This is a genomic window from Pseudomonas gessardii (assembly GCF_001983165.1).
Taxonomy (GTDB): Bacteria; Pseudomonadota; Gammaproteobacteria; order Pseudomonadales; family Pseudomonadaceae; genus Aquipseudomonas; species Aquipseudomonas gessardii.
The window spans coordinates 1-12,976 of record NZ_MNPU01000064.1; the positions used below are offsets into that span (position 1 = coordinate 1).

The window sequence follows — 12,976 nt, forward strand, 5'->3', positions numbered from 1 at the left end:
CACTTGCGCTTCCGATCTCTCGTTAGCGGGAGGCGAATTCTACAGCGTTACACGCTGCTGTCAACACCTCTTTTTCTCCGCTTTCGACCGAGAGGATCGAAACGTTAATAGAGCCAAACAACATTGCTCTACCAACTCCTTCTGGGCTTCGATGGACTGAAGCAACTCGCTGTCGAATTCTGCATAACTCTTTGTTTACCAAGGAGTTTTCCGTTTCGACTGCGCCGGAAGTGGGGCGAATTATAGACTTCCAGAATCTGCCGTCAAGCGTTAATTACGCTTTTGTTGCAGAAGGTGCTTTTTTAGCAATAAGGCGGGGAATTCGGCGCATCACCGGTGGAATCCGTAGGACCAAAAGCAGCCCTCCTATAGAAGCATAGATAGCCCACTCCTTCAGGTCGGCACGCACAATCCACAGCATATGCAACAGACCAAGCCCCAGAATCACATACACCAGGCGATGCAACTTCTTCCAACGGGTACCCAATCGACGCTGGCTATAGCGATTGGATGTCACCGCCAACGCCAGCAAGCACAGGAACGCCAACGCTCCCACAATAATGTAGGGGCGTTTGCGCAGCTCGACGCCCAACTGCGACCAATCCAACCCAAGGATAAATACACAATAAGCCGCAAGGTGCAGCACCACATAAGCAAAGCACCACAACCCCAACTGCCGGCGCACGGCGATCCACCCCGCCCAACCGCTCAACTTTTGCAGCGGCGTCATCCCTAGTGTGACCAGCAACAGGATCAGGGTTCCCAACCCCAGGCGATCCACCAGCACTTTGCCGGGATCAGGCCCCAAGGTGAGACTCCAAGCCTCATACAACCAGTACAACGGCCACACCGCCACTGCGATAAAGACGCCGAGGCGCCAGATGGGGTAGCGCATCAGTAGTTTTTCCGCAGATCAAGGCCCGTATAAAGAGAAGCGACCTCATCCGAGTAGCCATTGAACATCTGCGTCTCGCGCACATTCGGGCTGAACAAGCCGCTAGGCAGACGCCGCTCCCGCGCCTGGGTCCAGCGCGGGTGATCGACCGTAGGATTCACATTCGCATAAAACCCATATTCATCCGCTGCAATACTTTGCCAGGTGGTCTTGGGTTGCTCGCTGACCAGGCTGATCCGCACGATGGACTTCACACTCTTGAAGCCATACTTCCACGGCACCACCAAACGCAGCGGCGCGCCGTTCTGGTTGGGCAATTCCCGCCCATACATGCCCACGGCCAGGATCGCCAAAGGGTTCATCGCCTCATCCAGGCGCAACCCTTCTATATAGGGCCAGTCGATCAGGCCGAAACTTGAACGCTGGCCCGGCATGCTCTTGGGGTCCTGCAGGGTTTCAAAGCGGATGTACTTGGCACTGGAGGTCGGCTCCACCTGTTTAAGCAAAGCCGATATGGGAAAGCCTATCCAGGGAATGACCATCGACCACGCCTCGACACAGCGTAGACGGTAGATTCGCTCTTCCAACTGATAGGGCTTCATGAAGTCTTCCAGGGCGTAACGCCCCGGTTTTGCGACCTCACCATCAATCACGACGCTCCATGGCTCGGTCTTGAGGGAACCGGCATTTGCCGCCGGGTCGCCCTTGTCCGTACCGAACTCATAGAAGTTGTTGTAATGGGTCGCATCTTTGAACGGCGTGATGGCCTCGTCTTTGACCGTCACCGCCTGCCATTGCGTGCCAGGCAGCTTCTCGACAAACCAGCCGGGAGCCTTGCCAGGTTCGACATCGGCATAACGCGCAGCATCAGCCGCACTTGCCCAACGCGGCAGGCTGCTGGCAGCAATACCAGCCAGCGCGCCACCAAGCAAACTGCGGCGGGAGAAATAGAGGGATTGCGGGGTGACATCCGATTCGTGGCAGTCGGACGCTTTGGGTAACTTGATTAACATGGCAACTCCGCAGCATTGGAGAACTGATGCACCAATAGACTGCGGAGTATGGGGGAAATTACATTAAGGCAATGTTTTGCCCCGGCGCAGATGCAACAGGTACTGAATCGGCCCCGACGCCGCATACACCAGGAATGCCAGCAGCAGAATGCGCGGTGGATCGCTGAAGACCACGGCGAACACCAGCACCACCACCAAAATGGCCACAAACGGTACGCGCCCTTTGAGATCCAGCTCCTTGAAGCTGTTGTACTTGATATTACTGACCATCAGCATGCCTGCTGCCGCCACCATCAACGCCACCAGGAACGACATCTTGGAGCCCTGGATGCCGTAATCACTGAACGCCCAGACGATACCCGCCACCACGCCTGCCGCAGCCGGGCTGGCCAGCCCGATGAAGTAGCGCTTGTCCGCCGTCCCCACCTGGGTGTTGAAGCGAGCCAGGCGCAATGCGGCACCGGCGACATAGATGAAGGCAACCATCCAGCCGACCTTGCCCATATCCCCCAGGGCCCAGGCGAATGCCAGTAACGCCGGCGCAACCCCGAAGGCAACCATGTCCGACAACGAGTCGTACTCGGCACCAAAGGCACTTTGGGTATTGGTCATCCGCGCTACGCGACCATCAAGGCCGTCGAGCACCATCGCAATGAAGATCGCAATGGCCGCAAAACCGAAGTATTTGCTCGCGCTCGCCGCATCACCTGCCGCCAGCGCGCTCTGGGCACTCATGGAATTGATGATGGAGTAGAAACCGGCAAACAGGTTCGCCGTGGTGAACAGGTTGGGCAGAAGATAGATGCCACGATGCCGGACCTTGCGGCCTTGTGCGTCATGCCCTTCTTCGACATGCTCATCGATCGGTAGCAGGCTTTCGGCGTCAGAGGCCTGGTTTGGCTCTTCGGGGCGTTCGCTCATGGACTTTACCTTGCAACGGTGTGAAAAAATTCGACAGACACTTGCGGCGAGTGTTCGCCCGCAAACGATGCAGCTTTATACCAGAACCGGCTCTCAAACGAAAAAACGCGGCCTGGGCCGCGTTTTTTCGTAGACACGTGCGACTTAGTTCTTGGCTTTGTCGACGATCTTGTTGGCACCGATCCACGGCATCATGGAGCGCAGTTGCTCGCCGATGACTTCGATACCGTGTGCGGCGTTGTTACGACGCTTGGCGGTCATCGAAGGGTAGCCGGTAGCGCCTTCGCTGATGAACATTTTGGCGTATTCGCCGTCCTGAATACGTTTCAGGGCGTTGCGCATGGCCTGACGGGATTCGGCGTTGATCACTTCCGGGCCGGTCACGTACTCGCCGTATTCGGCGTTGTTGGAGATCGAGTAGTTCATGTTGGCGATACCGCCTTCGTACATGAGGTCAACGATCAGCTTCAGTTCGTGCAGGCACTCGAAGTAGGCCATTTCTGGTGCGTAGCCCGCTTCAACCAGGGTTTCAAAACCGGCTTTTACCAGTTCAACGGTACCGCCACACAGAACGGCTTGCTCGCCGAACAGGTCGGTTTCGGTCTCGTCCTTGAAGGTGGTTTCGATGATGCCGGTACGACCGCCGCCAACGCCAGCTGCGTAGGACAGTGCAACGTTCTTGGCGTTGCCCGAGGCGTCCTGGTAGATCGCGATCAGGTCAGGGATACCGCCGCCCTTGACGAACTCGGAACGCACGGTGTGGCCCGGTGCTTTCGGCGCGATCATGATCACGTCGAGGTCAGCGCGCGGTACAACCTGGTTGTAGTGGATCGCGAAGCCGTGGGAGAAGGCCAGGGTGGCGCCTTTCTTGATGTTCGGCTCGATTTCGTTCTTGTACAGCGCGGACTGGAACTCGTCCGGGGTCAGGATCATGACCAGGTCGGCAGCCGCAACAGCGGAAGCCACGTCAGTCACTTTCAGGCCGTGGGCTTCAGCCTTAGCCACAGTGGCCGAGCCTTTACGCAGGCCGACAGTGACGTCGACGCCGGAGTCTTTCAGGTTGCACGCCTGGGCGTGGCCCTGGGAGCCGTAACCGATGATGGCGACTTTCTTGCCCTGGATGATCGACAGGTCACAATCTTTATCGTAATAAACTTTCATGAGGTTCCTCTATATATCCAGGCCGTAAGGCCATTCGCTAATTGGGTTAGATGCTGAGTACTTTGTCGCCACGGGCAATCCCGGTGACACCACTGCGTACGGTTTCCAGAATCGAGGCCGTCCCGATCGACTGGATGAAGCTGTCCAGTTTGTCGCTGGTACCGGTCAGTTGAACGGTATAAACGCTGGCGCTCACATCGACGATCTGCCCACGATAAATATCGGTAGTGCGCTTGATCTCGGCACGTTGGGCGCCCGTGGCCTTGACCTTGACCAGCATCAGCTCACGCTCGATGTGGGCACTTTCCGACAAATCGACCAGCTTGACCACTTCGATCAGTTTGTTGAGGTTCTTGGTGATCTGCTCGATCACCTCATCGTGGCCCACGGTGGTCAACGTCAGGCGCGACAGGGTCGGGTCTTCGGTCGGCGCCACGGTCAGGCTTTCAATGTTGTAGTTACGCTGCGAAAACAGGCCGACCACACGAGACAGAGCGCCCGGTTCGTTCTCCAGAAGCAGGGAGATAATGTGCCGCATGATTAGGTTCGCTCCGTCTTGTTCAGCCACATATCGCGCATTGAGCCGTCTTTGATCTGCATCGGGTAGACGTGCTCGCTGGTGTCGACCTGAATGTCGAGGAACACCAGGCGATCCTTCATGGCGAACGCCTCTTCCATCTTCGGCTTGAGATCCTTCAAATCGGTGATGCGCATGCCGACATGGCCATAGGCCTCAACCAATTTGACGAAGTCAGGCAGCGACTCCATGTAGGAATGGGAGTGGCGACTGTTGTAGCTCATGTCCTGCCATTGGCGAACCATGCCCAACACACCGTTGTTCAGGCAGACGATCTTCACCGGCAAGCCATATTGCAGGCAGGTCGACAGCTCCTGGATGTTCATCTGGATACTGCCTTCGCCGGTGACGCACGCAACGTCGGTCTCCGGGAAACTCAGCTTCACCCCCATGGCCGCCGGGAAACCAAAGCCCATCGTGCCCAGGCCACCGGAGTTGATCCAGCGGTTAGGCTTGTCGAACTTGTAGTACTGCGCAGCGAACATCTGGTGCTGGCCCACATCGGAGGTCACAAAGGCATCGCCCTTGGTCACTTCGCACAGGGTTTCGATCACGGTCTGTGGCTTGATGATGCTGCCGTCGCCCTTGTCGTAAGGGAACAGGCCGCGGTCACCGCGCCACTCGTCGATCTGCTTCCACCAGCTGGCAACGGATTCTTTGTTCGGCGTCTGACCGATGTCCTTGAGCGCAGCGACCATCTCGGTCAATACGCTTTCCACAGGCCCCACGATCGGCACGTCGGCCTTGATGGTCTTGGAGATGGACGCCGGGTCGATGTCGATGTGGATGATCTTGGCATTCGGGCAGAACTTGCTCGCGCCATTGATTACCCGGTCATCGAACCGCGCGCCCACGGCCAGGATCACATCGGCGTGGTGCATGGTCAGGTTGGCCGTGTAGCTGCCGTGCATGCCGAGCATGCCGACGAACTGACGATCCGAACCCGGGAAGGCACCGAGGCCCATCAAGGTGTTGGTCACCGGCAAGTTGAGCAGCTTGGCCAGTTCGGTCAAAGGCGCGGAACCGCCGCCCAGGATCACGCCGCCACCCGAGTACAGCACGGGGCGCTTGGCCGCCAGGAGCATTTCTGCCGCCTTGCGGATCTGCCCCGAGTGCCCACGCACGGCCGGGCTGTAGGAACGCAGCTTGGCTTTCTTCGGGAAGACGTATTCGAACTTTTCCGCCGGGTTGGTCATGTCTTTCGGGATATCGACCACCACAGGCCCCGGACGACCGGATTGCGCGAGGTAGAAGGCCTTTTTCATGACTTCCGGGATTTCCGAGGCGTGCTTGATCATGAAGCTGTGTTTCACGATCGGCCGGGAAATACCGATCATGTCGGTTTCCTGGAATGCATCAGTGCCCACCATGGTGCTCGCCACCTGGCCGGAAATGATCACCATCGGAATAGAGTCCATATACGCAGTCGCGATGCCGGTAATGGCATTGGTTGCGCCAGGGCCGGACGTTACCAGCACCACGCCGGCTTTACCGGTGGCACGGGCATAACCGTCAGCCATATGGGTCGCGGCCTGTTCATGGCGAACCAGGATATGGTTGACCGCCGGTTCCTTGAACAGTGCGTCGTAGACATGCAGCAGAGCACCACCCGGGTACCCGTAGATATAGTCGACGCCTTCGTCACGCAAAAAGCGGACGAGCATCTCACCGCCAGATAAAAGCTCCACGTTGTTCACCTCTAAAACGCCAGAATACCGTCCGTTGAAAACCGACGGGTCTTAATAGGTTTACTTCTCAACAGAGCATGAGCGACGGTGGTCGCCGACTACGTCAGCACTGACTGAGCAAGTATTGGGATCGTCCCAAGTGTTGCGGGCTTTTCCCACCCAGCGCGAGGTAACGCGTTGCGGGTGTAACAGGTCGGCGCGGATGTGCGCCTCATGATCTGCTGAGCGGGCCTGCTTCTGGCAGTCCCGATACAGCGGACTTTGGATTCTTCTGTTTCAGCCCCTTCAAGTCAAGCAATAATTGCGCTTTTTTCCAACTAAGCGCATGAGAACGTAGAAGAAAGGGCTTTGAGGAGGGATAAAACTCGCCTGAATGTCGTCAAGCGGTAGAAATGTGCGCAAGACTGCCGAAAAACCCGGCAGTCAGGCAATTAACGAGCGCCGACGATCAATTGGTCGAACTTTTTCAGCGCAGACCGCAAGCCGAGGCTCTCCCGGGGACGATCGGCGTAGACCATCTCGGCCATCTCCAGGATGCCCGACGCATTGGGCAGCGGCAGGTCCTGTTCGAGGATCTGTTTCATCCGGGTCAGGAAGATCCACTGCAACCACTGATGAAAATCCAGGGTATCCACGGAAAACGGCTCGACACTGCTCAGCGCCTCGGCACTGGGGGACACTTCATCCCACCAGCCCGCCAGGCGCAATTCACGCTCTATCAGCAACAGCTGCTCGGCAATCGCCGGAAAACGCACATCCATCACAGACTGACCTTGGCCTTTTGCCGAGCCTGGGCGGCACCGGCGGCATCCCCCTGCTTCTCGCGCGCCTGGGCAATCAAGCCCCAGAGGCTGGCTTGCAGGTCAGGACGACCGTTGGCCATGGTCAGGCCACGACGGGCAAACTGCTCGGCTTGCGCGGCGTCACCCTGGGCCATGCGCACTTGTGCCAGGCGGTAGAGCACCTGCGGTTCACGCGGCGCGACACGCTGGGCGCGCTCAAGGCTGGACGAGGCACCGTTCAGGTCGCCACCGGCCTGCTGTTGCTGCGCGGTGGTGAGCAAGGCCAGGACCGGGCCATCCAACTGCTCGTCGGCAGACAGGCCGCCGGCATTGGCGGACGGAATCCCGCTCGGGGTCGACGGCATGTTGTAGGTGCCCTGGTTGACCGGCGCGGTATCAATCGGCGCGGAGGTCGACGGCCCCGGTGTGATCGGGCCCGGCGTCCAGGGTGCCGAGCTGATCGGCGCAGACGTGGTGGCACCACCGCCCGGCACCATCACCACCACCCCGGAATCCTGGGGCACGGCCTGGGTCGTGGCAGGGTTTGGACGGGTGACCACGGTCTGGCGAAAACCGCCATTGGCCGAGATCCGGTCATTGTTGGATACGGCCGTACCGGAATCCACCACCGGGATGGAGCCGCGCTGCACGGTGGAGCAACCACTGAGCAAAGCCAATGTTGTAACAGCTGGAATCAACCACTTGTTCACTTGAAACCCTCTTTGCTTAATTCATCCAGCCCTTGACCCAATCCATCACCGAATCCGCATCCGTGGGCACACCTGTGCCACACGGCGCGCCGGCTGGCGGTTCGCTGCCGCGAATATACGGCATCTGCACCGCGCCCGGACAGTTGGCGTCGGAGCCCTGACCGGTATGGGGATCGATCCAGGCCTGCACGATATTGTCAGGTTGCGGCATGTTCAGGGGCAGCGGGTCGGCCTTGCGCATAAAGCTGGTCCAGACCTGCAGGGCGCCGGTCGCACCGGTGAACGGTGTCTTGCCATTGTCATCGCGCCCCAGCCACACCACTGCCAGCAGGTCCTGGCTGAAACCGGCGAACCAACTGTCACGGGAGTCGTTACTGGTGCCGGTCTTGCCGGCCAGCGTCAGGTTGGACGGCAGCACGCTGTACACAGAGCGCCCCGTGCCTTCACGCATGACGCGCTGCATGGCGTTCTGGATCAGGTAGATGGAGGCCGGGTCAAAGCGCTGCTCGATCTGGAACGGGTAGCGCTTGAGCGGTTCGCCTTCGGCCGTGAGGACACTGCGGATCCCGCGCATCGGCGTATTGAAGCCACCGTTGGCCAGGGTCTGGTACATGGTCGCGACTTCCATCGGGCTCAGCCCCCCCGCGCCCAGCAACATCGAGGGGAACGCCGGGAACTCGCGGCTCACACCCAGTCGCGCCAGAGTCTTGAGCACATTCGGCACCCCCAGCTCCAGGCCAAGCCGCGCCGTGGACAAGTTGTAGGAATGGGCCAGGCCCTGGTACAGGAACACCGTACCGTGGGAGCGACGATCATAGTTCTGCGGCTTCCACACCTGGCCGTCGGCGCCCTTGACCGAAAACGCTTCGTCGGACAGCCAACTGGTCAGGGTGTACTTGCTCGGTTTTTCCAACGCCGTGAGGTACACCGCCGGCTTGATCAGCGAGCCAATCGGGCGCACGGCATCCAGCGCACGGTTGAAACCGGCGAAGCTGGCCTGGCGGCTGCCGATCATGGCCTGGACTTCACCGGTTTCCGGGTTGGTCACTACCATGGCCGCCTCGACTTCGTCCGAGCCTTTACGCCCGGCCAGGCGTTTGAAGGTGTCGCTGACCGAAGCTTCGGCCTTCATCTGCAGGATCGGGTCGAAACTGGTGAAGATGCGCAGGCCTTCTTCGGTCAAGTCCTCGTCGCGATAGTCTTCGCGCAACTGGCGCTTGACCAGATCGATAAAGCCGGGGAATGAACTGTCGGCCAACTTGCCACGGGTGGTGACGCCCAGGGGCATCTTCTTCGCGGCGGCTACCTGCTCTGCAGTGGCTACGCCCTGCTGTTCCAGGACGTCGAGCACCAGGTTGCGGCGCTCCAGGGCCCGCTCCGGGTTACGGCGCGGGTTGTAATAGGACGGCCCCTTGACCATGCCCACCAGCAACGCCACCTGGTGCAGCTTGAGCTCGGACAATGGCTGGCCGAAGAAGAACTGGCTGGCCAGGCCGAAACCGTGCACCGCGCGCTGGCCATCCTGGCCGACGAACACCTCGTTGAGGTAGGCCTCCAGGATCTCCTGCTTGCTGTAGTGTAGCTCCAGCAACATCGCCATCATGGCTTCGGTGAGTTTGCGGGTCAGGCTGCGTTCACTGGTCAGGTAGAAATTCTTGACCAATTGTTGCGTCAGCGTACTGCCGCCCTGGGTCATCCGCCCGCCGGAGGTGTTGACCCACACCGCGCGGGCGATGGACTTGGGCGAGACGCCCCAGTGGCTGTAGAAATCCCGGTCTTCGACCGCAACCAGGGTTTCCAGCAGGTACGGCGGCACCTGATCGATCTTGATCAGGATGCGATCTTCAAGGTTCTTCGGGTAAATCCCGCCGATCAGCAGCGGCTCAAGGCGCACCACCGGCAGCTTGCCGCCATTGAGGGCGGACAGTTCGGCCACGTAATCACCGGAGAAGCGCACGCGCACCGGTTGCGCCGTTTCCAGGCCTTCATAGAACTGGAAGCCCCGGGTATTCAAATCCACGGTATTGCCGCTGACCGCCGCCGCCCCCGGGCCGTTGGCCACGGCTTCGCGCCGGTAGCCCAGCGCGTCGAGTTCGGTCAGGAAGTCTGCCTTGCTCAGTTTCTGGCCGGTAAACAGCTCCAGCGGGCGAGCGTAGACCTTCGCCGGGATGGTCCAGCGTTTGCCAGAGAACTTCTCCTGGACCACGGCATCGAGGTAGACCGCGATGCCTGCGATCACCACCAGGCCAACCAGGCCGAGCTTGAGCGCCCAGCCCAGCCAGGGGCGCAGGCTACGGGAAGGAGGTTTTTTACGGGAGCGGGGAGATCGGGTACGAGTCATGGCGGCGGATTATACGCATTTTATTGATGATCAACATGAACCGGACGGCGGTTTGCATGACCGGCTTGAGCGGCCATAATGCGCTCCACTCTTTTCCCAGACTCCGAAGGATCGCCTGTGAGCCAGCCACTGATTGCCGCCCTGCAAAACCCGGCCCTGTTTCCTCATCCGGTAGAAGCGTTTCAAGTCATCGAAACCCATATTTCCTGGGTCCTGCTCACCGGTCCCTATGCCTATAAAATCAAGAAGCCGGTGAACTTCGGCTTCCTCGACTTCACCCAATTGGACGCCCGCAGCCACTTCTGCAACGAAGAGCTGCGCCTCAACCAACGCCTGACGCAAGATTTGTATCTTGACGTGTTGCCGATCACCGGCAGCGTCGAAGCGCCGCAACTGGGCGGCGAAGGCCCTGCCATCGAATATGTGCTGAAAATGCGCCAGTTCCCGCAAAGCCAACTGCTGAGCACCTTGCAGGCCAATGGCGAGCTGACCTGCGGCCATATCGATGAAATGGCCAGCCAGATTGCGCAATTCCACCTCAACGCGCCCAAGGTTCCCGAGGCGCACCCCGCCGGCACCCCGGACGAGGTGATGGCGCCGGTGCGGCAGAACTTCGAGCAGATCCGTTCGTTCCTCAGCGACAAGGCCGACCTGGCCCAACTGGACGCGCTGCAAGCCTGGGCCGAGAGCAGCTTCGAGCGCCTCAAGCCCCTGCTGGAACAACGCAAGCTCAATGGTTTTATCCGCGAGTGCCACGGTGATATTCACCTGGGCAACGCGACCATGATCGACGGGCACGTGGTGATCTTCGACTGCATCGAGTTCAACGAGCCGTTTCGCTTCACCGACGTGTGTGCCGACACCGGTTTCCTGGCCATGGACCTGGAAGACCGCGGCCTCAAGTCCCTGGCCCGGCGCTTTATCAGCCAGTACCTGGAACTGACCGGCGATTACCAGAGCCTGGAGCTGCTGAACTTCTATAAGGCCTACCGTGCCCTGGTGCGGGCTAAGGTCGCACTGTTCAGCATGCCGCCCGAGGCAACGCCCGTGGAGCGCGCAACCACCCTGCGCCAGTACCGCAACTACGCCAACCTGGCTGAAAGCTACAGCACCATCCCCTCGCGCTTCCTGGCCATTACCCATGGCGTGTCGGCGACCGGCAAAAGCCATGTAGCGATGCGCCTGGTCGACGCCCTCGGCGCCATTCGCCTGCGCTCCGATGTAGAACGCAAGCGCCTGTTTGGCGAGCAACAGGTCGAAAACACTCCGCAAGCCGGGATCTATGCCACGGACGCCAGCGCCGCGACCTACACCCGCCTGCATACCCTCGCCGAAACCGTGCTGCGCGCAGGCTTCCCGGTGGTACTGGACGCGACCTACCTCAAGCGCGAGCAACGCGCCGCCGCCGCCCAGGTCGCAGAAGCCACCGGTGCGCCCTTCCTGATCCTGGATTGCAATGCACCGCAAGCCGTTATCGCCAGTTGGCTGGCGAAACGTCAGGCAGATAAAAACGATCCGTCTGACGCTACCCTGGCGGTCATTGAACAGCAACAAGCCAGCCGCGATCCCCTGAGCACTGAAGAGCTGCTGCTGAGCAAGCGGGTCGAGACCAATGAAAGCGGGACGCTGGACGCGCTGGTTGCCCATGTCCGCCAGCGCCTGCCAGGGCTGTAGGAAATATTTCACGGCCGTGATGCGGTTAACAGCTCACGGCCTAAAATAGTGGCACTATAATGGCGTCATACATCCAACAGGAGATGCCGCCATGGGCCAGCCGAAGCTGCTTGATACTCCGCTCTACGCGCTGCTGCATAAAGATGACATCCGTGGCTTCAATCAGGAACGCCCCAAGGATGGCCCCATTGATATGCAGGGCGGCGACTTCCGTGGGCTTGACCTGCGCCACCTGGACGCCGAGGGCGTGGACTTCACCGACGCCTACTTCCGTTCGGCCGACTTGCGTGGCCTGGACCTGCGCGGCTGCTCGCTGGAAGGCGCCAGCCTGGCCCATGCGCAGATTTCGGGCACTTACTTCCCGGCCGAATTGAGCGCTGACGAGATCCTTATGTCGGTCAATTTCGGTACTCGCCTGCGTTACCGCACCCGCTGACAGCCCCCCCTTATCCCCGGCTGCGCGCAACGCGGGCTGGGGGCTTGCGCCCACCACCGTCAAGATTCCAGCGCCAGCCTTAGAAGCGTTTACATCGTTTCTGAGCAAAGAACTACGCTTTTCCTACTGAGCGCTACACTCCTTTCAGGCTTGCCTGGTCACGATACCCACCGAACCATTCGGCCATCGCAAGGAGGCTTGATGAATGATGAGCTGCAACACCTGAAAAACCTTGGCAAGACTTCGGCGCAATGGCTGCATGCGGTGGGCATCCATAGCGCTTCGGACCTGCGCCGCCTAGGCGCAGTGGACGCCTACCGGGCGGTACGCACCCGCGGTTTCAGGGCGTCCAAAGTCCTGCTGTATGCCATCGAAGGCGCCTTGATGGATGTGCATTGGAATGATATTCCCACCGAGCGCAAGGAAGCCTTGAATCGCCAGCTGGAAGCGCTGTCGGCGCACAACAAAAACTGAGAAAGCCCAGTGTTTGCGCAGACTCCAAACAGGCGTTTGAGGAAACTCCCAAGGGACATGAAAACAAATGTTGACTCTCAAATGAGAATCGTTATGATTATCACAACTGGTCGCGAGATCAGCCGATAACTGAAAGACCATTGGTTCGGACTCTCAGCTTATCTCCTCATCAGGCTAATCACGGTTATTTGACCCGGCTCTTGCCGGGTCTTTTTTTGCCTGGGTTTTATGACCCGGACATATGAATACATTCCTTGTGGGTGCTGGCGTGCCTGCGATAGCGATCTATCCGTAACCCATGGGC

General features: G+C 59.5%; 12 protein-coding genes. 3 read left to right on the forward strand and 9 right to left on the reverse strand.

Annotated features, from left to right (window positions below):
* Nucleotides 1-274 precede the first annotated feature (274 nt).
* The 9 genes from msrQ to mrcB all read right to left on the reverse strand — a co-directional run bounded on the left by msrQ (nucleotide 275) and on the right by mrcB (nucleotide 10,088).
* A complete protein-coding gene (gene msrQ / locus BLL38_RS27105) occupies nucleotides 275-895 on the reverse strand; it encodes a protein-methionine-sulfoxide reductase heme-binding subunit MsrQ (RefSeq protein WP_076965023.1) in 621 nt (206 codons plus the stop codon).
* Nucleotides 895-1,908: a protein-methionine-sulfoxide reductase catalytic subunit MsrP gene (msrP, locus tag BLL38_RS27110; RefSeq protein WP_076965024.1), complete on the reverse strand. Its 1,014-nt coding sequence runs from the start codon at nucleotides 1,906-1,908 to the stop codon at nucleotides 895-897. The genes msrQ and msrP overlap by 1 nt, the downstream gene beginning before the upstream one ends.
* Before the next feature lie 63 nt (nucleotides 1,909-1,971).
* Nucleotides 1,972-2,829: a CDP-diacylglycerol--serine O-phosphatidyltransferase gene (gene pssA / locus BLL38_RS27115; protein WP_076965025.1), complete on the reverse strand. Its 858-nt coding sequence runs from the start codon at nucleotides 2,827-2,829 to the stop codon at nucleotides 1,972-1,974.
* Nucleotides 2,830-2,973: 144 nt separating this feature from the next.
* Nucleotides 2,974-3,990, reverse strand: coding sequence for a ketol-acid reductoisomerase (gene ilvC / locus BLL38_RS27120; RefSeq protein WP_003176099.1), 1,017 nt, complete (start codon nucleotides 3,988-3,990; stop codon nucleotides 2,974-2,976).
* Between the two features lie 46 nt (nucleotides 3,991-4,036).
* Nucleotides 4,037-4,528 (reverse strand): acetolactate synthase small subunit, encoded by a 492-nt coding sequence (gene ilvN / locus BLL38_RS27125; protein ID WP_003176102.1) that lies wholly within the window; start codon nucleotides 4,526-4,528, stop codon nucleotides 4,037-4,039.
* A gap of 2 nt (nucleotides 4,529-4,530) precedes the next feature.
* Nucleotides 4,531-6,255, reverse strand: coding sequence for an acetolactate synthase 3 large subunit (locus tag BLL38_RS27130; protein ID WP_076965047.1), 1,725 nt, complete (start codon nucleotides 6,253-6,255; stop codon nucleotides 4,531-4,533).
* Between the two features lie 431 nt (nucleotides 6,256-6,686).
* Nucleotides 6,687-7,016, reverse strand: a complete 330-nt coding sequence (locus tag BLL38_RS27135; RefSeq protein WP_076965026.1) for a YqcC family protein — start codon at nucleotides 7,014-7,016, stop codon at nucleotides 6,687-6,689.
* Complete coding sequence (locus BLL38_RS27140; protein WP_076965027.1) at nucleotides 7,016-7,747, reverse strand: tetratricopeptide repeat protein; 732 nt, start codon at nucleotides 7,745-7,747, stop codon at nucleotides 7,016-7,018. The genes BLL38_RS27135 and BLL38_RS27140 overlap by 1 nt, the downstream gene beginning before the upstream one ends.
* Nucleotides 7,748-7,763: 16 nt before the next feature.
* A complete protein-coding gene (gene mrcB / locus BLL38_RS27145) occupies nucleotides 7,764-10,088 on the reverse strand; it encodes a penicillin-binding protein 1B (RefSeq protein WP_076965028.1) in 2,325 nt (774 codons plus the stop codon).
* Between the two features lie 117 nt (nucleotides 10,089-10,205).
* Between mrcB and BLL38_RS27150 the strand changes: the two genes are divergently transcribed.
* From BLL38_RS27150 to BLL38_RS27160, 3 genes are all read left to right on the forward strand, one after another.
* On the forward strand, nucleotides 10,206-11,762 hold the full coding sequence (locus BLL38_RS27150; protein WP_076965029.1) for a bifunctional aminoglycoside phosphotransferase/ATP-binding protein: 1,557 nt from the start codon (nucleotides 10,206-10,208) through the stop codon (nucleotides 11,760-11,762).
* 91 nt (nucleotides 11,763-11,853) lie between these two features.
* The gene (locus tag BLL38_RS27155) at nucleotides 11,854-12,198 is read left to right on the forward strand and encodes a pentapeptide repeat-containing protein (protein ID WP_076965030.1); all 345 of its coding nucleotides are present in this window, start codon (nucleotides 11,854-11,856) and stop codon (nucleotides 12,196-12,198) included.
* 201 nt (nucleotides 12,199-12,399) lie between these two features.
* On the forward strand, nucleotides 12,400-12,672 hold the full coding sequence (locus BLL38_RS27160) for a TfoX/Sxy family protein (protein ID WP_076965031.1): 273 nt from the start codon (nucleotides 12,400-12,402) through the stop codon (nucleotides 12,670-12,672).
* Nucleotides 12,673-12,976 lie beyond the last annotated feature (304 nt).